Source organism: Terrisporobacter mayombei (assembly GCF_020748465.1).
GTDB classification, from domain to species: Bacteria; Bacillota; Clostridia; order Peptostreptococcales; family Peptostreptococcaceae; genus Terrisporobacter; species Terrisporobacter mayombei.
The window spans coordinates 103,608-125,005 of sequence record NZ_JAHZMP010000005.1; the positions used below are offsets into that span (position 1 = coordinate 103,608).

A 21,398-nucleotide genomic window follows, 5' to 3' on the forward strand; every position below is an offset into this window, starting at 1 on the left:
TATATTAAAATAGTTTATTTGTATTTGATATTTATTGGTTAATCTTATGATAAAATAAAGAAAGTAGTCACATTTTGCGACTACTTTTAATTACTTTATAATTTTATTCTTTTACAGATTCAACTTTTAGAATCTCACAGTTTTTATTAGAAAAATGTATAGTATTAGAACTTATATTTTTTCCACCTTCTACATTTTCAAATTTAGCACGATAAGTAATTCCGCCTAAATAGCATCCACCTGGAGAAATAGTTTTATAATATACATAAACTGTGTTTAAGTTTTTGTCACTTAAATTTTCCACAGTAATTTTTTTATCTTCTCTAGTTACAGCCACTTGAGACTCCATAGTAGATAAATCACTTATCATATTATGTTTTGAACTCATATATATATATTTATCCTCTGAGTTAAACTCTATTTTGCCGCTTGATTCCATTACAAGTGCACAAACTCCTGGCTTTAAATTAGTAATTTTAAATTTCATGGTATCAGTTTTACCTATTATTTTCATATTAATTTCACCATAATCGATAACCTCTTTAGAAGTATTTTTTACTATTATGGATAAAACATTGTCTTTATTAATATCACTACCATCTTCAACAAACTTTCCAGAGTATTGTCCTATACTTATAATTTCCATATTTTTATTCGGAATAGAATATGGAAGATTAATTCCTCCAACAGTTACAGCTTCACTATTTCCTTGCTCTAAGTTATTATTTGTATTATCTTGGCTTACTAGGTCTTCACCTGCAGTATATCCATCTATTTTATCAACATCGATTTTATCAGAATCGACTACCAACTTTTCTTCTTCAATAATTTGATCTACTTTTTCTTCAGTTTTTGCATTTGTTTTTTCAGCTGCCTTATCTTTCTCCACATAGTAACCTATGATGCCTAAACCTATTAGACATATTAAGATAGCAGATATTATAATTGTGAATACCTTTTTCAATATATCCTCTCCTTATTTGCCTTCTCTTGTGACAATTGTCTTTACAATATTGTTAACTTTAAAAATATAGTTTCTAATTGGTCTAAAAAACTGCCATATTTTTATTATACTTTTATATCTCCAATTGTCACAGGAAATCTCCCTATCATTTCTTATAATTTTAGAGCAAACTCCTATAACTTGATCATTTCTAACAGCTTCTACCCACTGTTGTGCATCACCATTCATAATAAAAGTATTATCATCTATTATTTTATATACTCTATGAAGGACAAATTGCCCTGTATGCCTTTTTATAAATACAATTTCACCTTTTTCAATAAATCTGTTTTCTGGCGATGTCAATATTACACTGTCACGAAGATGTTTTAATATAGGTGTCATTGAATATCCTGTTACCCTTAGTTTGCATTGTCCCCCATTTTTTATTATCTCTTCCATAATAGGTACTATTTCCTTACCATCTTTGCAGCTATATACATAGTTATCCATTGTATTCCCTTTGTTTACATATAATAATTTTATTGTATCTTATATTAGTAAGTTTTTCAAACAAAAAAATTCACTTATTTCTTATGTTGAAGCGCTTATCTTATCACACAAATTAAATAGTTAATTTGTGTTGAATTACTATATAAATATGTATAGTTTTTATGTTATAGTGTGTAAATTTACAATATTTGTTATAATACAATTATGAATTTCAATTAAATGAAAAACGGAGGGGATTTTTTGACGCAGAAAAACAAAAAATTTAAATTTACAAAAGTGGTAATTATATTATTAGCATTAATAATAACTATTCCTTTATTCACTTTTTATCATTTTTATAACAAGTTAAATACAACAAGCACTAAAGTTGAAAATGCTTACAAATCAAAATACGAAACTGTAGATGGCGTAACAAACATATTATTATTAGGTACTGATGGTAGAGAGAAAGAACTTGCTTTTCGTTCTGACTGTATGATGATTGCAACTATTGATGCTAAAAACAAAAATATTAAATTAACATCTCTTGCTCGTGATACTTATGTAAATATTCCAGGTAAGGGTAAGGGAAAATTGAATGCAGCTTATTTTTGGGGTAAAGAAAAGTTGCTATTCCAAACTATAGAGGAAAATTTCCAAATAAAGTTAGACAAATTTATTCAAGTTGATTTTGATAATTTGATGAATATTATATTTTTAATAGGTGGAGTAGATATAGATATTAAAGAATATGAAATTAAGTCTATAAATGAAATGATACCAGGTTCTTACAAACAATGTACTTATTCTAGTAAGGGTAATATGGAACTTATAACTCATTCTGGTAAACAAAGAATCAATGGATACCAAGCTATTGCTTATACGAGAATAAGAAAAGTAGATAGTGCCATATATAGAGATGAGAGGCAAAGAGAAGTTATGTTATCTGTTATAAATACTATGAAAGAAGAAGATTTTTCTAAATATCCTAGTTTATTAAATACATTACTTCCATACGTATCTACTAATCTTACACCAAAAGATTTAATAGATATAGCATTTACAGCATACAACTTTAAACCTTTAACTATAAAACAAGGAGAATTCCCAATAATTGATGATGTTCATGTTAAAGGTGGAAAATATAAAAATGCTGGTTGGGTTTGGTTATACGATTTAAACTCAAGAAAAGTTTTACAAGATTTTATAAATAATGATATTGACATGGATAAAAACGAGTATTTAAAAGATAATAGTAATATACAACTTAATTATTAATTTAAAACAAAAAGACTGTAGTAAAGATTTAATTTCTTATACTACAGTCTTTTTATAATTTCTACATTTTAGTCATAGAACCACCTGATAAAGTTGTTCTATATATATTGTCGCTAAGTATATCATCAAATTCATCATATTGGTCAAATACTATTCTGCCATAATACATTCTGCTGTTTGCAATATTAATGCCATAATTCCATTGATTCTTGCTCGCTTTTTTTATAGTTTTTCTACTACTTCCATCTAAATTCATTGAACATACACTACCACTTGTATTGATATAGTACATTTTATTATTGTACAAATTTATACCCGTAGTGAAATATTTTGATAAACATTTGTTATTTTTTCCAGTTGATGATACCTTATGCACTTCACAAGTATCGTCATTTTCATTATAAAGATCTTTATCATTATATACCGTATAGTAAATATTTCCTTCATAATAAACCATATTATTTATGTATGATTCTTCTTTTTTGCCAGATTGATATTTATAAACAGTTGTTCTTTTTTTAGTTTTTGTATTTATTTTGTATATTATAGAATTATCATATCCAGTAGCTGATATATAGATGTAATCTCCAGATAATGACATACTTTCTATATCTCTAGATGTTGTAGTATATAAAGTTGAAACAGTTTTTTTAGTTGATAAGTTGTAACTACGTAAAGACATTACTTCATCAGAATAACTATTTATATTTTCTTTTATATAATATAAATAATTATCTTTTACTATAATCGGACTATATTCATAATTATTTATTAATCTAGTTTTTCCAGTACCATCAGTTTTAACTCTATAAATACCATAGCTATTACCAGAATCATATACTCCTACATAATACATATATTTTCCAACCACATTTATGTACGGCTCTTCTGCTGCATTATTTACTATTTGTTTCTTTGTACTTCCATTTTTGTAAGTTCTGTAAATATAATAGTAATTTGAATCTTTAGTTTTTTCATATGCATTACTACTTCTTGCATATGAATAGTTTCCATTTGAAGCTGCATATCCTCCATTACTAATATTCGAATTACTGTTGCCGTATACAGAAGCTGCATCAACACTTTTTGCGAACCCGCAAGTAATTACCATACCTACTACTAATATTGTAGATAAAACTTTCTTTAATTTACTCATATATTCCCCCCACTTTTACTTTAAATCTAATATTACTATACATTAAAATATCGTTTTCCTCTATAACTTCTTTATAAATGTAATTTTTCTATAAATTATTTATTAAATTACAAGTTAAATTTTATTACTACATTTTTAAGCTTGACAAATTTCGACTCATTTTGTAGAATATTTTGTGGAACTCACATAAAATCAAATATTCCTTATCAAGAGAGGTGGAGGGACTGGCCCTATGAAACCCAGCAACCGGTCTAAAGACAAAGGTGCTAATTCCTACAGAAGAATTCTGGAAGATAAGATTACGTGTATAATCTCTTTCTTATCAGAAAGAGATTTTTTATATAAAAGTTCATTAATAAATTTTAAATATAAAGAAATGAATGGAGAAAAAAGAGTAATATGATCAAAATAGATACAAAAACAATAGTAACCATAGGTGTTGCTGCTGCTCTTTATGGAGCCTTAGGGTTTGTTGGAATTCCCATAGGCCCTAACACACAATTAAAACCTGCTATAGCTTTACTTGCTATCTTCTCTGCTCTATTTGGTCCATTGGTGGGATTTTCAATGGGATTTTTAGGACATATGCTAACTGACATGATTGCCGGTTGGGGAATCTGGTGGGGCTGGGTTGCAAGCTCTGGTATTATGGGTCTTTTCATGGGTTTAGTTTTCAAATGTAAGAAGTTTAGTATAAAAGATGGATTATGTAATAAGTTTCATGTCTCATATCTTGTAATTACAGGTATGATTGGTATTATCTTAGCATTTATATTTGCTGCAGGCTTCGATGTAGTTGTTATGGGGGAGCCTCTAGACAAAATGAAAATTCAAGTGGCTCTTGCCATATTCACAAACGCAATAGTATTCTTAGGAGTTGGCGTTCCAACTATACTAGGATTTGTTAGAGCAAATAAAAAAAATAATGGCTTAAAAATTGAGGAGTAAAAGTCTCAATATTATTAACATTAAGGAGAATAATATGATAAGTTTTAAAAACTTTAGTTTTAAATATAACAATGTAGTTGATAAAACTTTAAAGGATATAAATATTACTATAGATAAGGGAGAGAAAGTCTTAATGGTGGGGCCAAGTGGTTCTGGAAAATCCACTCTTTCTCATTGTTTAAATGGACTTATTCCTTTTTCATACAATGGTGAAATGGAAGGTTCAGTTATAGTAGACAATATTAAACCTTACGAAGAAAGTTTATCAGATATAAGTAAAAAAATTGGTACAATAATGCAAGACCAAGACTCTCAGTTTGTAGGTCTTTCTGTTGGAGAAGATGTAGCATTTAGTTTTGAAAATGATGCAATACCAGTTAATGAAATGAAAGTGAAAGTTATTGATGCACTAGAATTAGTAAATATGGTTGATTTTATTAATCGAAGTCCTCATGAATTATCTGGAGGGCAAAAGCAAAGAGTTTCTTTAGCTGGAGTTCTTGGAAGTGATGCTGAAGTCTTACTTTTCGATGAGCCTTTAGCCAATTTAGATCCTGCTTCTGGAAAAGAAATTATGCAATTAATAAATGATATTCATAAAAGAACAAATAAAACTATTATAATAGTTGAACATAGAATAGAAGATGTTCTGGATCAACTCTTTGATAAAGTTATTATCATAGACAAAGGTAAAGTTAAAGCTATTGGTACACCTGATGATATTTTGAAATCAAATTTATTAGAAAAAAGCGGACTTAGAGAACCTCTTTACGTATCAGCTATGAAATATGCAAATTGTAATTTTAAAAAAATAAATAAATTAACGGACTTTAAGAAATTAGATGAGGAATCTAAGGAAAATATAAAAAATTGGTTTAAGAATAATTCTAAAAATACTTCTATAAAGGACAATAATAATGAAGAAAAAATTCTTGAGATAAATAATTTAGCTTTTTCTCATAACAAAAATAAAAATACTTTAGAAAATATCTCTTTTAATCTTAGTAAAGGTGAAATCTTAGCTATTTTAGGAAATAACGGTGCAGGAAAATCAACTTTATGTAGACTTATAACAGGAATTTTAAAATACAAAGACGGTAGTGTATTTTTAAAGAATAAATGTATAGATTCTTGGAGCATAAAGAAAAGAAGTTCTTCTATAGGATATGTAATGCAAAATCCAAATCAAATGATATCTCAACATATGATAAAAGATGAAATTGGCCTAGGATTAAAGTGCAGAGGATACTCTAAAGAAGAAATTGATATAAAGGTCGAGGAAGTGTTAAAAATATGCGGTTTATATCCATATAGAAATTGGCCTATTGGAGCACTTAGCTATGGCCAAAAAAAAAGGGTAACTATAGCTTCAATATTGGCAATAAATCCAGATGTTATAATTCTTGACGAACCAACTGCTGGACAAGACCACAAACACTACACAGAATTTATGGAATTTATAAAATCATTGGCAAATAAGGGAATTTCCATAATTCTTATAACTCACGATATGCAGTTAACTCTGGAATATTGTGACAGAGCCGTAGTACTTTCTAACGGTAAAAAAATAGCAGATAATAAGCCATCATACATTTTAACCGATGAAAACATTATAAAACAAGCAAACTTAAAAGAAACGTCATTATCAACTTTAGCAAAAGCAGTTAACATAAAAAATACAAATGATTTTGTACAATTCTTTATAGATTACGAAAGACAGGTGAAAGGCAATGAGTAGGGCCCAAACTCTTTATATTGATGGTGACTCTATTTTTCATAGATTAAGTGGTGTAAGCAAAATACTATTATTTCTTACATGGACAATTATAACAGTGATGTTTCTTGATATAAGAGTATTTCTAGTTATGGCAGCAGCTAGTATTATAATGCTTTATTTCGCAAAAATACCATCAAAAACATTAAAACCACTACTATGGATAATGGTTGTTTTCAATATAATAAATGTGATTTTTATACTACTAATCACTCCACAATACGGAAGCGAATTAGTCGGTACTAATACAGAATTAATAAACATAGGATATTCATATATAAACAAAGAAACTCTATTCTATGTTTTAACTATATCATTAAAATATGCAGTGCTAATGCCTATAACTGCCATATTTATATTCACAACACATCCAAGTGAATTTGCCAGCAGTTTAAATAAAATAGGTATTCCATACAAAATAGCTTATGCCGTAAACATTGCATTTAGATATATACCAGATGTTCAACGCGAGTACAGAGACATTCTAGATGCTCAACAAGCAAGAGGACTAGCTTTCCGTGAAAGTGAAGGTAGTATAAGTGAAATTTTGAAAAATTACACTACAATATTTGTTCCTCTAGTTTCTTCTTCTATTAAAAGAATAGAAACTGTTTCAAATGCCATGGAACTAAGATCTTTCGGTAAGAAAAAGAAAAGAACATGGTATAGCTATAAAAAATTGAAAGGTATGGATTTTGCTTTTATAATATTTTGCATCATGATTCTTGCTTTAGCAGTTTATTTAAAAAACAATGTAATAACAGGATTTTATTATCCTTTATAAAAAATTCGCTTCGCTCATATCGCCAACGAGATGCCTTCGTTACCACTTCAGGCAACTCCGTTGCTCAAAATTTACTTTTTTACTCTTCTAGGAACGTATTGGTAATACAACAATGTAGCAGTTTTTCACAGCCATAAAATCATTATAATCTCCTAGTAAGTAAAAAAATAACCCCTAAGTCGTAAAATATGACCTAGGGGTTATTTTTTACTTATCCTCAGGTGTATATACTTTATTAGAAAGATCATTAATCATTGCAGTTAATTTGTTTGCCATATAGCTAAAGTTCTTACTGTTTGAACTTCTATATTTTTTATTTATCTCTAATTGTAATGTAGGTACACCTAACTTTGAAGCACAATAAGTAGATATTGTATAAGTTTTTCCACCAGTGAAATATTTATTAACTGTATAGTTATTTTTGCCTAAAGAACTTTCTATTAAAGATAATATGTAGTCTTGTCCTAGTAAATTAATATTGCTACTATTTCCAGTTCCTATATCTATATCACTGTCTTTGTCCGAAGCAATACCATGTAAATCTATAATTAATTTTATGCCTTTTTTTTTAACTATTTCTTTTATTTTTTTACGATACTCTGTTTCTCTGGTTGTACAATTTTCATCTCCATTAGTCCTAGCTTTGTAAATTACGTGTGCTCCTGTGGATCTATGTAATGTTTTAGCTAGCGCTCCTGTATAAATATCTGCCTTTTTGCATTTTTCATTTCTCCATTGTTTAACTGTATGAGGTGCAGATATTAATATTGGTATATTTCCTGACTTGTATTCATAATCATTTTTACTATTTCCAAAATAATTATTGCATATAAATTGCTCTTCCTGTTTTTTTATGTATTCTGTACTGTATAGTTTGTTACTATTAGTCTTTAAATTGAAGATATTCATTATAGTAAGCATTGATGTTTTTATTTTCACCACTATTTCTCCTCTACTTAATATATATTTTCTTATATTATTAATACCTTAACATTAAATTGCCATTTTTCCAATCAGCTTATGTACATATTTCCTATTTAAATACAGTATATTTTGAGATTATATTTTAAAATCAATATTATTTACTAATAATAACAAAAGGATGTATCTAAGTAAAAAGATACATCCTTACAAATCTAAAGTTTAATTTTTACAGCATGCTAGTTCTTTATATCCATTAGGATTATTACTTTGCCATCTCCAAGTGTCTTTGCACATATCGTCCACGTCAAACTTAGCTTCCCAACCAAGTTCTTTGTTAGCCTTACTTGAGTCTGCATAGCACATAGCAACATCTCCTGGTCTTCTGCCTACTATTTTATAAGCAACTTCCTTGCCACTTGCTTTACTAAAAGCATTTATCATATCAAGTACACTATAACCATTTCCTGTTCCTAAGTTGTAAGTAACTAATCCTGGCAAACTATCCAGTTTATCTAGAGCTTTTAAATGACCTTGGGCCAAATCAACTACATGTATATAGTCTCTGACTCCTGTTCCATCAGGTGTATTATAATCATTTCCAAATACACTTAATTGTTCCAACTTACCTACTGCTACTTGAGAAATATATGGCATTAAATTATTTGGAATATCATTAGGATCTTCCCCTATTAGCCCACTTTCATGAGCTCCCACTGGATTGAAATATCTAAGAATAGATACATGAAAATTAGGATCTGCCTTACATATATCCCTTAACACATCCTCTATCATAAGTTTTGTTGCTCCATAAGGATTTGTAGTACTTAATGGAAAATCCTCTGTTATAGGACAAGTATGTGGATCCCCATATACTGTTGCTGATGAAGAGAAAACAAACTTGTTAACTCCATGTTTTTTCATCAGACTTAAAACTGTTAATGTATTACATAAATTGTTTTTGTAATACTCTAAAGGTTTTGCGACAGATTCCCCAACTGCCTTAAAAGCTGCAAAATGTATTACAGAATCTATTTTATTCTCTTTAAATACTATTTCCAAAGCGACTTCATCATTAGTATCTAATTCATAAAATTTAAATTCTTTTTTACTTATTTCTCTTATCCTATCTAAAACTATAGGACAACTATTTGAAAAATTATCAACAATAACTACTTCTTTTCCTTCCTTCAATAATTCAACCACAGTATGACTTCCTATATATCCGGCTCCCCCAGTTACTAAAACTGCCATTTATTAACTCCCCCTTATTCTCTATCTTTTATCTAAAGGGGGGCACAAAAATGTTACCCCCTTGCGTTAATTGGATTAATCAGATTAAATCATTAGTTTTTTTATATTAAACAGTTACCGCCACTTCATCTAGAATATTTTTTTCTATTTTTTCTAATTTACTTTTTAAAAATGATTCAAAATCATCTCTTAATTCTGGCCTCTTAAGTGCAAAATCAACAGTAGCTTCTAAGAACCCTAATTTATCACCCACATCATATCTTCTTCCTTCGAAATTGTATGCATATATTGCTTCCTTTGTAGCTAACGTTTGAAGGGCATCAGTAAGTTGGATTTCTCCACCTTTTCCTGGTTCTTGATTTTCTAATATGTTAAATATTTCAGGAGTTATTATGTATCTTCCTAGAATTGCTATATTTGAAGGGGCTTCTTCTACAGCTGGCTTTTCAACCATATCTTTTACTTTATATACTCTATCTTCTATATGTTTAACATCAAGTATTCCATATTTATTTACCTTATCTTTGTCTACTTCTTGAACACCTAATATAGAAGTTTTGTATTCATCGTAAGTATTTATCATTTGTTTTAAGCATGGAGTTTTTGCATCTACTATGTCATCTCCAAGCAGCACTGCGAAAGGTTCATTTCCTATAAATTTTTTTGCACAGTGTACCGCATGTCCAAGTCCTTTAGGCTCTTTTTGTCTTATATAGTGTATGTTGACCATGTTCGATATATCTTGTACCATTTCTAACATGGCAGATTTCCCCTTTTTCTCAAGTTCAAGCTCTACACTTCTATCGAAATGATCTTCTATACATTTTTTATTTCTTCCTGTAACTATTAATATTTCCTCTATACCAGACTCTATTGCCTCTTCTATTATATATAGTAGCGTTGGTTTATCTACTATTGGTAACATTTCCTTTGCTTGTGCTTTTGTTGCAGGTAAGAATCTAGTACCTAATCCTGCTGCTGGTATAATTGCTTTTTTTACTTTTTTACTCATATTATCCTCCATATCCCTTAAGTCCAACCCCATATGTTAGCTTGTCTAATTATCTACTTTTCCCCTAGCCAAGTGCGCTATTTGTAATATAGCTTAATTTGCGCTTATATTTTCTTTGTTTCTTTTTCTTTTTTTCATAAAATAAAGACCTAAGACCATAGCAACTAAAGCTATTAATATTAGTTCTATACTACTTCCATCAGCCACATGCATGAAAACAGTTAGCATAATAGCACCAGCTATGGCATTTCCTATAAATATTCCAAGAAATGCATCTACTATTCTCATCTTAAAAATAGATGCCAATGCTGAAGCAGACCAAGACCCCGTAGTAGGTAGTGGTACTCCAACAAAGACTATAAGTCCTATCATACTGGCAGTTTTTAACTTCTTAGCTCTTCCCTCTATTTTTTTATCAATCCATCTAATTACTTTATTAAAATATTTTCTATGTCTAAAAAAATCTATAACTTGCCTAAATGCTAGTACCACTGGTACTGCTATGATAGATGATCCTACAACACAAGTTATATATAGATATATTGGATTTAGATCCATTGCTATACCTAAGGGTATGGCCCATCTTAATTCTTTAATTGAAATCATTGATAAAAAAGTAATTTAATATATTGTTTACCCCTTTATTCTTAACTACTTTTAGTTTTATTTTACATGACAAAATATGATTTTGCAAAAAATTCTATTTTAACCATTCATACCCAATTCTAATTTTGTTAATTTTTAGCTTATTTTTATTGTGATAATGAAGATAAAGCTGATAAAAAATATTTTGATAAGTACATAAAACTGACTATAGAGAAACAACTCTAATACTCATTCCTACTAATTTATTTTCTTGTTCCTCAAAAAAACGTGTAAAAATAGAGAATATTAAACCCATAGAACAAGTGGAACAAGAAATACTATATGATATATAAAGCTTAAATACTATATACTATATACTATATACTATATGCCTATATATACCTCTATGTAGAGGTATATATAAGCATAGCAGTTTCTCTTGTTCTTGTTCCCAAATGGGCAAAAGCAATTGCTACTTATAAAGATGAGTAAGAACTATTTTTAAAAGGATAAGTAGTGCCAAGACTTAAAACGCACAGATTCTTATGTTATAGAATCAATTATAAATCGTATAGGTGGATGGGAAAGGCTATCATCAAACAGAACAGGTAAAGCAAGATATCCTTTATACGGACTTTAAATAACATTTATAAGAAATAATAAATAAAAGACTTAGTGCTCTTCTATTAATAAAACTAGGAGATAAGTACAGTAAGCACAAAATAGTAGTAAATATACTGTACTTATTTGTGTAAGCGCAAGCATAAGTTCAAATTTAAGCACAGGTTAAGAATTAGTAAGGGCAGTATTTTAACTAAGGTTGTGCTTAGTGTTTCTATATATATATATGCATTTAATTAATTATTATAAAAAATATAGAAAAAAATAGTCGCCTATGTGTATGCGTGCACTTATAGGCAATTTTGCATTAATGCACAACACAAAAGCACAAAATATAAAATAGAAATTTGGAGGGTAAATTATGGATATGGTAATGTAAGACATACTTTATAATTTGCATACAATTGTAGACATGGTAGGAATATAAAACTTATTACTCCATATTTAGGGACTTTTTGCACAACCTGCCGGGGTCACTTGACCACGGCACGTCACTGACTTGGTCTTGCTAATACTTATTCAAAGAGTCAATTTTTTGACGCTTACGTTGGAATAGTAGAAAAATATTTCATGTATAGACATTAAAAAAAGGATGTCTATTTTAATGATTCAAAAAATCATTTTGAGACACCCTCTACTAATTAGATATGGCAGGACGGCGTATCCTTTATCTCTGTTTACTACTTTATTTCTTCCATCTCATATTCGCTACGCGGGCCAAACTTCACTTTCCGACATATTCATCGTTTCCCAGCTTTTTTTCTGAGACACGCAGTGGATCGGTTGCTAATACGGTCCTCAAAAAACATTTGTTAAAAAATTATCCTAAGAACATAGGAACTGAACAAGAAACATGGGTACTACACATTATGTGCGCACATAATACGATATAATTCTTTATGCAAATCCCATCTTTAGTATTATAATGATTAACAAATATACACCAGCTACATTTAAATAATAAAGAGACACATATTAAGTTCCATGAACTTCATAAAACGACTTCATCATTTTCCTATGACAACTTAGTTTGACTATAAGTATTAGCGATATTATTATCATCATATTTCATTAAAAGAAAACATATCCTTTACTTTTTAACACTTATCTTCATTCCTGTTGATTTTTAACTATTATTTTTATGTATTAAAATAATGGTACAAATTTATATCTTATTGATTTACCATGAATATCCATTTAGTATTCACTCTTGATACTCTCCATTTATTGGATTTTGTTTTAAGTCATTAGCTAATATTTATAATATACCTTCAAAATTTTTTATCAATAGACTATCTACATTATTAACTTCAACTCTAGATAAGTCGTATTATCATTTGCAATTACTTTCTACAAAAACTACTGTAGCTTATATTTTAGCTAAATACTCTATAATACTTACTTCCTCTAATCTCTTGTTCACTATATATTCTAATATTAAGCTTTTTATGTTAAACATACAATTTTAATTTATCTTACTCTATCTTAAATTTACGAATTCTCAACTTTTCTTTTATTTTAATTATTAACAAACTTATTTCTTCATTTTTCATAACTATCCCTAAAATTCCGTAAATAAGCATTCCTATTATTATCGAAACTAATAAGGATAACAGTTCTGATGATGTTATTTTAACTAAGTAGCAAAATGAAATTTTAGTTATTACACCCATAATAATTCCTGATATTAAAGATTTGAAAAATACTATTTTAATTTTATCTTGTCTAAAATATCCAATTTTATTTTCTAAACTTTTAAACAATAATAATATACAAACTATAGCTGATATACTTGTTGCCAACGCTAGCCCTGCATATCCCATAATTTTTGATAATATGATATTTAATACAATATTTAGTACAACAGCAATAATACCATTTATCATAGGTGTTTTAGTATCTTGTAAAGAATAAAAAACCTTATTCAATATTTCTCTAATTGCAAATCCTAGCATTCCTATAGAATAAAATAATAATGCAGTAGAAGTCATTTTAGTCGCAATAGTATCAAAAGCGCCTCTTTGAAATAGTATCCTTACTATAGGCTCTGATAGCACTATTGCACCTATTGAAATTGGAACTATTAATATTATCACCCAATTTATACTAGTAGATATCGAACTTATAAATTTTTCTTTATCATTGAAAGATATTTTTGCGAGTGTTGGATATATTACAGCACTTAAAGTAGATATAAACAATCCTATAACAAAACTATTCAATCTATTAGCATAGTTTAGTGCTGAAATGCTACCTTCAACCAATGTTGAAGCTATAGTTCTGTCTATTAGAGCATTAATTTGATTTACAGCAACACCTATAAATACTGGCATAATCAATAAAACCATTTTTTTCACATATTCATCTTTTAAATCAAATACAAAATGATATTTAAATCCATCTTTTTTCACAAAAAAATATTGAAATACAAATTGACTTAATATAGCAACTAATGTTCCAATAGGTAATATATATATATATTTATCATCACTAAACATTATAGAACAAATAATTATTATATTATATGGAATCCCTATAAATCCTGGTATTACATATTTCCCTTTGACCTGTAGAAGTGATGTCATAATATGATTTATTCCTATAAAAATCCCACTGAAAATCATTATCTTAGTAAATTTGACTGCCATATTTAAAGTATTGCCTTTAAAACCAATAGCAAATATTTTTACTATTTGATCAGCAAATAAAAAGCATAGTAAAGACATAATAATACTTATAATCAATACTATATTGATTATATTGTTTGTGAATTTTGCAGCTTTCTCTTTTCCACCCAATTCTAAATTTTCGTAATATAATGGAATAAATGTTGTTGCTAATGCTACCCCTACTGATGTGAATAACACTGTTGGTATATTCATTGCAGTTATATATACATCACTTATTGTAGATACTCCATAAACAGCTCCAAGTACTAATTCTCTACTAAACCCCAATATTTTCGATACCATTGTAATTAACATTAGCCCAATTGTTGCTTTTAAAACTTTACTCATTTTTTCTCCTCAAAATTAATCTTATTACTCAATTAATCGTTATCCTTTCCACATCATCAAATACTTGCTTATTACGCATAAATTACTTCCCTTATACTATCTCTCCTAATTTGTTTTTTATCATTGTTGTTGATATCTCTGGTGTTCTCTCTAAATAAACTACATCACAATATTCATTTAAATAATCAAACTTACCTTCCCAATCACTTCCTATTACAAATTTATCAATTTGATATTTTATAATATCATCCTTTTTTTGATTCCAATTCTCTTCAGGTATAACTAGGTCTACATATCTAATTGCCTCAAGCAATATCTTTCTTTTTTTATAATCAAAAAAGCATTTCTTGCCTTTAATTTCATTAAATTCATTAGTAGATAGTGCCACAATTAAATAATCACCATTTTCTTTAGCTCTTTTTAATAAATTAATATGTCCATAATGTAACATATCAAACGTTCCATATGTAATTACTCTCTTCATAATTAATACTCCTAAATATCTTAATTTTTCTTGACTCTTATTTTCTTACTAATAAACCACAGTATTGTAAAAAATATTGTACTAATAGTAGAATTCATTGTAAGCATTAATTGGTTATTTGCAGGTATAAATATAAATTGAATAAGTAAAAATGAAAATAAAACTTTTGCTATTATATTATCATTAACTATTGCATCCTTATATACCAATGCAAAAAATAAACCTAATAATAACATGTATAATGATACCCCTATAAATCCTACATCATTTGCAATCCACGAATACATTGAAAACCACTGTACTCTAGAGTTCCAACCATATTTATTTTCAACTTTTTTTTGTAAAGTATATTGGTTTATATCATATTTTTCTGAAATTTGATCTACTAAAAAAATAGAATTCCCAAATCCGAGCATTGGTGTATTTTCAACTTCCATTGAAAGTGATAAACCATAATATCCTTGACATAAATAACTACTAAGCAGTATGACTGGCTTTTTTAAAATTGTTGGAGTAAAACTCATTACTATTGAATCATCATCTATACTTACAGTACTAGCCAATTTACTCCCACTATTTAGATATGTACCAAACGCTCTACTTCCTATCATATGACTGAATGTAGTAAATAAAATTGAACATAAAACTATTATTATTGTAAACATTTTAATTTTATTTTTATTTATCGTTGAATTTTTATTTTTTAAATACTTTAATAATATATAAGAAATATAAATTATTACAAAATCAAATATTCCTTTATTTGTTCCAGTAGCAATATACTTAGTTAAATTTAAGCATATAATAAAACTAGCCAATATTTTATATTTTTTATCTAATTGTTTAAAGTAGTATATAATTAAAGGCATCATTGCATATGAAATTGGGCTAGCTATAAACATAATTATAGTCCCAAAACTTCCTAGAAAAACATTTGAATTATTTACTTCTAGTTTACTTAAATATCCACTTTGAGGATTTTTTATTCCAATTATAAGTTTTTCTATAATTTGACTAATACTAATTGATGTCAACCCTAAACTTCTTGTTACCTCAATTAATAAAACAAATGTATAAAAAATCATTAATTTCTTTAATAATTTTATATTAGATTCTTCACAGTTAAACGAAACATTTCTACCTACTTTAATTCCATTTATTCCTATAAAATATCCATATAGCAGAAATACCTGATAAATAAATAATAATAGTATTAAATTCACCATATTATTAACTTTGAAATCCCATGGACCAAAAACAAAAAGTATTAATGTAATAAATAAGTACAATTGTATTAAAATCATTGGCAATAATTTTTTATTTCGCATTTTATAATTTTTCGCCTTCCATATTTTTAAACATACTTAATATTTTATTAGTTTGCACTGTACTATTCTTATACTCGCAAATAAAATTATAATTGACTTCTCCTATCTCATGTAGTTGATCACTATTATAATTGCACACTTTTTCAATTTCATATTTTAATGACTCTACTGTATTATCATTCGGATAGAATATATATTTATCATATTCATCTGGCATACCATCCAATTTATAACCTATAACAGGTTTTTTTAGTGTCAAATATTCGATTACTTTTGAAGGAAAACTATACTTGGTATACTCACCTATATTTTGCCTAGGATTTATTAGAACTGTTGCTTTATTTAAGTGTTCTTTTAAAGACTTATTATCCACATATCCAAAAAATTTAATTCTATTATCGCTTTTACTTTTTTCAGCTATTTTACTTTTTAAATCTCCATCTCCAAATAGCCATAACTGATAATTTGAATCTTGTATCAATTCAAATACATCAAGTAAGTTGTCAACATTATACTGACTAGATAAAATACCTGAATATGCAATAATCTTCTCTTCACTAGTGTTTTCATTTATATCCGCATTACTATTCATTAAATCTGTAGAATATATTCCTTCAATTATGGTAAAGGGCTTATTATTTAACTTTAAATATTCATACATTTGTTTAGTTAGCAAAACAAAACTATCAAATTTTTTAGATTGATTAATTTGAAAATCTAATAACATATTAGCTATTTGATCTTTTATTCTTCCATATGATGCCGTTTTACAAGCTAAATTTCCAGATAAATCAGCTAGTGCCATACATGTTGTAATTTCAGGGTATATTTTTTTCATTTTATTTATTGCTAATACATGAGACAATCTTCGCCCATACGCACATATATACATAGCGTCTTTATTATTAAATTTTATCCATTTTTCTAATTGATTTTTTAATTTAAAATACTCTATTATATCTTTTAATATTGGCAAATTTATTTTACCAATATTAAAATACATACCTATTTTATCATTAATCTCTCTTGTAGACTTTATTAACACTTTTCTATAATTCGGAAAAGATGCTAACTTTTCTGTATTAATAATTGTTAAATCACTGCCTAAATTTTTTCTTAATCCATTTAATAAATTAATATTAAAATTATGAGTTGATACAGATGGAGCAATTTTTGAATTTAATATAGCCTCTTTCTCATCATTTAAAAATGTACTACAAAAACATACTTTCAATTTATACTCATTCTCCTTTTGCTATATTTTTATTCCCATTGAATCTAAGATAAACTTACAATTATTTTCATAATTATATTCATTGAAGTATTTCGATACCTTAATTCTCTTTTCCTCATACTCACTAACAGTAGAACTCAAGTTATTAAAGAATTTCTCTAATCCATCAAATTCATATATATGTTTTCCTGGCATATAATCTAATGGCTTTTCTAAGTTAAATCCATTTTTAGCTTCATAATCTTCTATATCATCTACTATAAAACCTATTGGTCTATTTAATAATAAATAGTCTATAAATACTGATGAATAATCTGTTATTAATGCATCAGTTTTACCTAATATCTCATACAATTGAATATTTTTACTTGTATACTCTTGCTCCTCTAATACTTTAATATTTGTATTACCCTCAACTATTACTTTAGACTCTTTTGAAGTAGTATGCATTTTTAGTAACAGCAATATATTATTTTTCTTTAATATTTCATTCATTTTTAGTATGGCGTCTTGATTAGTTATCAATGGCAGATTGGTATCACTCCAATTTTCATTACTTGTATGGCATAACCTGCCATCTTTAGATATTCTATATGTAGTCATCCACATTATAACCTTATCAAACTTTGTTCTATCTATATTTAATTCAGAAAAAACATCTTTATTACTTAGTAATAAATCATTTCTTGGGTGTCCAGAGAAAAATATTTGATCATTATTTAAATTAAATGATTTTATATACACATCTTTCATGTTGCTACTACTTACAAGAATTTTACTAAATGTATTCATCAAATTACGTGGTAAATCTTTTTCAACATTTTTTGATAGAAATCCTATTGATTTAAACGGTGTTCCATGCCATAAATTCATTACAATTTGATTTTTAGAAGGCCTAATCCTAATATTTCCTGTATCAAAAAATACGTATTTTGCTGTAATATAATGCAACATAGATTTTAATAAACTATAATTTAAATAAATATTTTTTTCTTTTTTTATTACATTTTTAATATTAGGCATAGAGTAATATATTTTATATTTTTCATTTAATTTATTTTCGATAATATAATTATATATTGCATAGTTATTTTGATAACCAGGTTTACTATTATATATAAATATTTTATTTTGTTTTTTTGGTATTATTGGATTAACAAATCCTATAACACCACATAATATTTCAATAAGCTTCCTTATTTTTTTCTTGAATTTCATTTATTAATTATCTCCTCAAAATTATTTTCCCCACACTGTCTTATTTACAATTTGAGTATAACTTTGTATTAATTTAACAACTTTTACTGAAACATTTGTATCTACATAATCATGTGCTAATACTACTTTTTCATTATTTTTTCTCATACTTACCGCAAGCTCTACAGCTTGTTCAACATCGTTTCCTTTTATACCACCTATAACTACAGTTCCTTTATCTAATACTTCTGGTCTTTCTGTAGAAGTTCTTATAAGAACACCTGCGAAATCTAACATAGCACTCTCTTCTGATAATGTTCCACTATCAGAAAGTACACAAAAACTATTCATTTGAAGCTGATTATAGTCCATAAATCCAAATGGTTTTAAACTTCGAACTAATGGATGGAATTTAAATTCTCTTTGTTCTATATACTTCTTACTTCTTGGATGAGTAGAATATATAACTGGCATTTGGTACTTTTCAGCTATATTATTTATAGAGTTCATTAAATCCATGAAGTTTTCTTCATTATCTATGTTTTCTTCTCTATGAGCAGAAACTAATATATATTTTCCTTTTTCAATGTTTAACCTTTCTAATACATCACTTTTTTCTATCTTATCCATATGTGCTTGTAGCACTTCTTGCATAGGTGAACCAGTAACAAATATTGTCTTTCCATCTATACCCTCTGATATTAAATATCTTCTTGAGTGTTCAGTATATGGTAAGTTTATATCAGATATATGGTCAACTATCTTTCTATTTATCATCTCAGAAACATTCCAGTCCCAGCATCTGTTTCCAGCTTCCATGTGGAATATTGGACATTTAAGTCTCTTTGCAGATATTGCAGACATAGCTGAGTTAGTATCACCAAGCACTAATAATGCATCTGGTTTTTCTTTTGCAATAACCTCATAAGATTTAGCTACTATGTTACCCATAGTTTCACCTAAGTTTTTACCTACTGTATCTAAATAGTAGTTAGGTTCTCTAAGTTCTAAGTCTTCAAAGAATACTTGGTTTAAAGTATAGTCCCAGTTTTGTCCTGTATGAACTAATATATGGTCAAAATATTTATCACATTTTTTAATAGTTTCTGAAAGTCTTATTATTTCTGGTCTAGTGCCCACTATAGTCATTAACTTTAATTTTTTCATTATCTATTCACCTCTAAAAAATAAGTATCTGGCTTCTCTGGATTGAACATTTCATTTGACCAGAAAAGAGTTATTACTTCATCTTGTCCTATATTTTCTATGGAATGAGTATATCCTGGTGGTATATCTAATACTTGTGGTTTTTCACCATCTACTATATACTCAATAATTTTGTCTCCATCTATTTTTCTAAATCTGATAGCTGCTTGTCCTTGTATTACTATGAACTTTTCAGTTTTCGTATGATGCCAGTGGTTACCCCTAGTTATTCCCGGGTGAGTTTTTGACACAAACATTTGACCAAACTGTTCTGATTTCACAAGTTCAGCTAACCATCCTCTATTATCTTCATTCTTTTTTAGATAGTATGAGAAATCATCTTCTTCTAAATATGTTAAGTATGTTGAATACAATGCTTTGTTAAATTCATCACTTAAGTCTGGTATTAATAAACTATTTCTCATATTTCTAAACATTTTTAAGTTGTCTACTATATTTCCTAAAGTTTTTTTATAAACTGTAGTAACTTCATAGTAATACTTATTTATTTGTAAACTACTTGCACCAGTAGTTGTTACTGCTACTTCTTCATTTAAATTAGATAACTTAATTATATTCTCATCTTCTATTGAATCCATTATTGACGCTACTACATCATCTACATAAACTAAACTTAGTTCTATAGCTGAATCATTTACCCATACATCCAAATCATGAGCTATGTTATGACAAAATGTTGCTACAGCAGAGTTGTAATTAGGTCTACACCATTTACCAAATAAGTTTGGTAATCTGAATATATAAACTTTAGCATCACATTCATCACTGTATTTTATTAAAGCTTCTTCTGACTGCTTCTTACTCTTACCATAATGATTATCCAACACTGCATGAGTTGACGATGTTATCAATATAGAAGTATTTTTATTATTTTCTTTTAAAAATTCTACTATGTTTTCAGTTAATCCACCGTTTCCTTTATAAAACTCTTCAGTATTTTGCGGTCTATTTACTCCAGCTAAATGAACTATAAAATCAGCCTTTAAAACTGCTTCTTTTAATTCATCTTCTGTATTTTGTCTATCTATTGTAAGTACTTCATACTTTTTAGTTTCTTTAAGAGCTACTACAGTATTTTTCCCTACAAATCCATTTGAACCTGTAACTAATATCTTTTTCATATATTCCACCCTAACTATTAAA

18 protein-coding genes and 1 riboswitch are annotated in these 21,398 nt (G+C 27.7%); of the genes, 4 read left to right on the forward strand and 14 right to left on the reverse strand.

Annotated features, from left to right (window positions below):
• Positions 1-103: 103 nt before the first annotated feature.
• Together K0039_RS15500 and K0039_RS15505 are read right to left on the reverse strand one after the other, a co-directional pair.
• Positions 104-964, reverse strand: coding sequence for a hypothetical protein (locus K0039_RS15500; protein ID WP_228105979.1), 861 nt, complete (start codon positions 962-964; stop codon positions 104-106).
• A 12-nt stretch (positions 965-976) separates the two neighbouring features.
• The gene (locus K0039_RS15505) at positions 977-1,456 is read right to left on the reverse strand and encodes a S24/S26 family peptidase (protein ID WP_228105980.1); all 480 of its coding nucleotides are present in this window, start codon (positions 1,454-1,456) and stop codon (positions 977-979) included.
• A gap of 240 nt (positions 1,457-1,696) precedes the next feature.
• On the opposite strand from K0039_RS15505, the gene K0039_RS15510 reads away from it, so the two are divergent.
• Positions 1,697-2,713 carry an LCP family protein gene (locus tag K0039_RS15510; RefSeq protein ID WP_228105981.1) on the forward strand — a complete coding sequence of 339 codons (1,017 nt, stop codon included), beginning with the start codon at positions 1,697-1,699 and terminating at the stop codon, positions 2,711-2,713.
• A gap of 61 nt (positions 2,714-2,774) precedes the next feature.
• Here K0039_RS15510 and K0039_RS15515 read toward each other — a convergent pair whose 3' ends face one another.
• Complete coding sequence (locus K0039_RS15515; RefSeq protein WP_228105982.1) at positions 2,775-3,869, reverse strand: DUF5050 domain-containing protein; 1,095 nt, start codon at positions 3,867-3,869, stop codon at positions 2,775-2,777.
• 200 nt (positions 3,870-4,069) lie between these two features.
• A riboswitch (SAM riboswitch) is annotated at positions 4,070-4,169 on the forward strand.
• Between the two features lie 99 nt (positions 4,170-4,268).
• On the opposite strand from K0039_RS15515, the gene K0039_RS15520 reads away from it, so the two are divergent.
• Genes K0039_RS15520 through K0039_RS15530 form a run of 3 tightly spaced genes read left to right on the forward strand, consistent with a single transcriptional unit; the run spans position 4,269 to position 7,375 of the window.
• On the forward strand, positions 4,269-4,817 hold the full coding sequence (locus K0039_RS15520) for an ECF-type riboflavin transporter substrate-binding protein (RefSeq protein ID WP_228105983.1): 549 nt from the start codon (positions 4,269-4,271) through the stop codon (positions 4,815-4,817).
• Between the two features lie 34 nt (positions 4,818-4,851).
• Complete coding sequence (locus K0039_RS15525) at positions 4,852-6,555, forward strand: ABC transporter ATP-binding protein (protein ID WP_228105984.1); 1,704 nt, start codon at positions 4,852-4,854, stop codon at positions 6,553-6,555.
• Positions 6,548-7,375: an energy-coupling factor transporter transmembrane component T family protein gene (locus tag K0039_RS15530; protein WP_228105985.1), complete on the forward strand. Its 828-nt coding sequence runs from the start codon at positions 6,548-6,550 to the stop codon at positions 7,373-7,375. The genes K0039_RS15525 and K0039_RS15530 overlap by 8 nt, the downstream gene beginning before the upstream one ends.
• A gap of 207 nt (positions 7,376-7,582) precedes the next feature.
• On the opposite strand, the gene K0039_RS15535 is transcribed toward K0039_RS15530, so the two are convergent.
• The 11 genes from K0039_RS15535 to K0039_RS15585 all read right to left on the reverse strand — a co-directional run bounded on the left by K0039_RS15535 (position 7,583) and on the right by K0039_RS15585 (position 21,376).
• Entirely contained in the window at positions 7,583-8,314 is a 732-nt protein-coding gene (locus tag K0039_RS15535) for a hypothetical protein (RefSeq protein ID WP_228105986.1), read from the reverse strand.
• 204 nt (positions 8,315-8,518) lie between these two features.
• Positions 8,519-9,550 (reverse strand): UDP-glucose 4-epimerase GalE, encoded by a 1,032-nt coding sequence (gene galE, locus K0039_RS15540; RefSeq protein WP_228105987.1) that lies wholly within the window; start codon positions 9,548-9,550, stop codon positions 8,519-8,521.
• A 106-nt stretch (positions 9,551-9,656) separates the two neighbouring features.
• Positions 9,657-10,562, reverse strand: a complete 906-nt coding sequence (gene galU / locus K0039_RS15545) for a UTP--glucose-1-phosphate uridylyltransferase GalU (protein WP_228105988.1) — start codon at positions 10,560-10,562, stop codon at positions 9,657-9,659.
• A 93-nt stretch (positions 10,563-10,655) separates the two neighbouring features.
• Positions 10,656-11,168, reverse strand: a complete 513-nt coding sequence (locus tag K0039_RS15550) for a COG2426 family protein (RefSeq protein WP_228105989.1) — start codon at positions 11,166-11,168, stop codon at positions 10,656-10,658.
• Between the two features lie 2,075 nt (positions 11,169-13,243).
• Complete coding sequence (gene murJ / locus K0039_RS15555) at positions 13,244-14,785, reverse strand: murein biosynthesis integral membrane protein MurJ (protein WP_228105990.1); 1,542 nt, start codon at positions 14,783-14,785, stop codon at positions 13,244-13,246.
• 91 nt (positions 14,786-14,876) lie between these two features.
• The gene (tagD, locus tag K0039_RS15560) at positions 14,877-15,269 is read right to left on the reverse strand and encodes a glycerol-3-phosphate cytidylyltransferase (protein ID WP_228105991.1); all 393 of its coding nucleotides are present in this window, start codon (positions 15,267-15,269) and stop codon (positions 14,877-14,879) included.
• 20 nt (positions 15,270-15,289) lie between these two features.
• Complete coding sequence (locus K0039_RS15565) at positions 15,290-16,597, reverse strand: hypothetical protein (protein ID WP_228105992.1); 1,308 nt, start codon at positions 16,595-16,597, stop codon at positions 15,290-15,292.
• A gap of 1 nt (position 16,598) precedes the next feature.
• On the reverse strand, positions 16,599-17,831 hold the full coding sequence (locus tag K0039_RS15570) for a glycosyltransferase (protein ID WP_228105993.1): 1,233 nt from the start codon (positions 17,829-17,831) through the stop codon (positions 16,599-16,601).
• A gap of 21 nt (positions 17,832-17,852) precedes the next feature.
• Positions 17,853-19,049 carry a CDP-glycerol glycerophosphotransferase family protein gene (locus K0039_RS15575; protein ID WP_228105994.1) on the reverse strand — a complete coding sequence of 399 codons (1,197 nt, stop codon included), beginning with the start codon at positions 19,047-19,049 and terminating at the stop codon, positions 17,853-17,855.
• A 21-nt stretch (positions 19,050-19,070) separates the two neighbouring features.
• Positions 19,071-20,195 carry a non-hydrolyzing UDP-N-acetylglucosamine 2-epimerase gene (gene wecB, locus K0039_RS15580; RefSeq protein ID WP_228105995.1) on the reverse strand — a complete coding sequence of 375 codons (1,125 nt, stop codon included), beginning with the start codon at positions 20,193-20,195 and terminating at the stop codon, positions 19,071-19,073.
• Entirely contained in the window at positions 20,195-21,376 is a 1,182-nt protein-coding gene (locus K0039_RS15585; protein ID WP_228105996.1) for a polysaccharide biosynthesis C-terminal domain-containing protein, read from the reverse strand. The genes wecB and K0039_RS15585 overlap by 1 nt, the downstream gene beginning before the upstream one ends.
• Between the last annotated feature and the right edge of the window lie 22 nt (positions 21,377-21,398).

What these genes read in the sequence shown, in the direction of transcription:
- K0039_RS15505 (WP_228105980.1), bottom strand. Translation starts at nt 1,456, where the DNA reads ATGGATAACTATGTATATAGCTGCAAAGATGGTAAGGAAATAGTACCT.
- K0039_RS15515 (WP_228105982.1), bottom strand. Translation starts at nt 3,869, where the DNA reads ATGAGTAAATTAAAGAAAGTTTTATCTACAATATTAGTAGTAGGTATG.
- K0039_RS15520 (WP_228105983.1), top strand. Translation starts at nt 4,269, where the DNA reads ATGATCAAAATAGATACAAAAACAATAGTAACCATAGGTGTTGCTGCT.
- K0039_RS15525 (WP_228105984.1), top strand. Translation starts at nt 4,852, where the DNA reads ATGATAAGTTTTAAAAACTTTAGTTTTAAATATAACAATGTAGTTGAT.
- K0039_RS15530 (WP_228105985.1), top strand. Translation starts at nt 6,548, where the DNA reads ATGAGTAGGGCCCAAACTCTTTATATTGATGGTGACTCTATTTTTCAT.
- galE (WP_228105987.1), bottom strand. Translation starts at nt 9,550, where the DNA reads ATGGCAGTTTTAGTAACTGGGGGAGCCGGATATATAGGAAGTCATACT.
- galU (WP_228105988.1), bottom strand. Translation starts at nt 10,562, where the DNA reads ATGAGTAAAAAAGTAAAAAAAGCAATTATACCAGCAGCAGGATTAGGT.
- K0039_RS15550 (WP_228105989.1), bottom strand. Translation starts at nt 11,168, where the DNA reads ATGATTTCAATTAAAGAATTAAGATGGGCCATACCCTTAGGTATAGCA.
- murJ (WP_228105990.1), bottom strand. Translation starts at nt 14,785, where the DNA reads ATGAGTAAAGTTTTAAAAGCAACAATTGGGCTAATGTTAATTACAATG.
- tagD (WP_228105991.1), bottom strand. Translation starts at nt 15,269, where the DNA reads ATGAAGAGAGTAATTACATATGGAACGTTTGATATGTTACATTATGGA.
- K0039_RS15565 (WP_228105992.1), bottom strand. Translation starts at nt 16,597, where the DNA reads ATGCGAAATAAAAAATTATTGCCAATGATTTTAATACAATTGTACTTA.
- K0039_RS15575 (WP_228105994.1), bottom strand. Translation starts at nt 19,049, where the DNA reads ATGAAATTCAAGAAAAAAATAAGGAAGCTTATTGAAATATTATGTGGT.
- wecB (WP_228105995.1), bottom strand. Translation starts at nt 20,195, where the DNA reads ATGAAAAAATTAAAGTTAATGACTATAGTGGGCACTAGACCAGAAATA.
- K0039_RS15585 (WP_228105996.1), bottom strand. Translation starts at nt 21,376, where the DNA reads ATGAAAAAGATATTAGTTACAGGTTCAAATGGATTTGTAGGGAAAAAT.